Annotated in this window: 1 protein-coding gene; it reads left to right on the forward strand. The window is 66.7% G+C overall.

From position 1 onward, the window contains the following. On the forward strand, positions 1-1,273 hold a 1,273-nt coding region (locus tag NP3_RS09755; RefSeq protein WP_245720872.1), incomplete at both ends, for an N-acetylmuramoyl-L-alanine amidase.

Genomic DNA, 1,273 nt, shown 5'->3' on the forward strand with positions numbered 1-1,273 from the left:
ACTTCCCGGCCAAACCACGTCAGGTCAATCGGCACCCGGCCAGACCATCCCAGGTCAGACCCCCGCCCCAGCTCAAGGCACGACCCCCGATCAACCCACACAAGGCCGTTCCCCAGCAGCAGCCTTCATCGCCGATCCCGCCCAGCTCGAGCCCGACGTCACCCCCGATACACCGGCACTGTCACCCGGCGCCGTCCCGCCGGAACTCCTCAGCCAGGTGGGTGCGCAGGTCAAGGAGCTCAGCCGCGATACCCCGTTCAGCGTTGTCGCATTGACCGCGCACGATCTGGCGAATACCAAGGCGTTGGTCCGGGCCCGTCAGTCCGATGGCGGTTGGGGTCCCTGGTACGACGCCGAGGCCGTCGACACACGTCGCAACGATCGGGCGACGGGCGGCGCCACCGGCACCGAACCGATCTACGTCGGCAATACCAATTCCGTGCAGATCCTGGTAACCCGCAAGCCTGCCGTGGCGGCCGTACCGCGTCCTCCCGTCGCGGGTGACGCGGAGGACGCCGTGCCGGTGCTGCCCACCCCGGCCGCCGGACATTCCGATGATCCGGCCCAGACCGCCGCCGCACTGACGGCCGTGCTGATCGATCCGGGCCGCGGCGCGATCGATGGCGCACTCAAAAATGTCGCCACGGCGCTTCCCGGTGGCGGACCAAATGTCATCACCCGATCCCAGTGGGGCGCGGACGAATCCATCCGCTGCGAGGAACCCACCTACGACGACCAGCTCGGCGGCCTCACCGTGCACCACACCGCGGGCCGCAACGACTACACCCCGGCCGAATCGGCGGGCATCGTCCGCGCGATCTACACGTATCACGCAAAGACGTTGGGCTGGTGCGATATCGGCTATAACGCACTGGTCGACAAGTACGGCCAGATCTTCGAGGGCCGCTTCGGCGGACTGGATCGCCCGGTGCAAGGCGCGCACGCGGGCGGGTTCAACGAGAACACCTCGGGCGTCGCACTGATGGGCAACTACGAATCCGAGGAACCGTCGGAAGAGTCGATCAATGCGATCGGCCGGTTCATCGGCTGGCGATCCAAGATCGCGGGCCTGGATCCCAAGGGCTACACCACGATGTATTCCGAGGGCACCGAATTCACCTCGTATGCGCAGGGTGAGGCGGTTCAACTGCCGGTGGTGTTCGCGCATCGCGATGTCGGCAATACCAGCTGCCCCGGTGACTCCGCCTACGCCGATATGGACCGCATTCGGGATATCGCAGCGGGCATATCGGCGCCGTCGCGCACCTCCACC

Source organism: Nocardia pseudovaccinii NBRC 100343 (genome assembly GCF_001613225.1).
Taxonomy (GTDB): Bacteria; Actinomycetota; Actinomycetes; order Mycobacteriales; family Mycobacteriaceae; genus Nocardia; species Nocardia pseudovaccinii.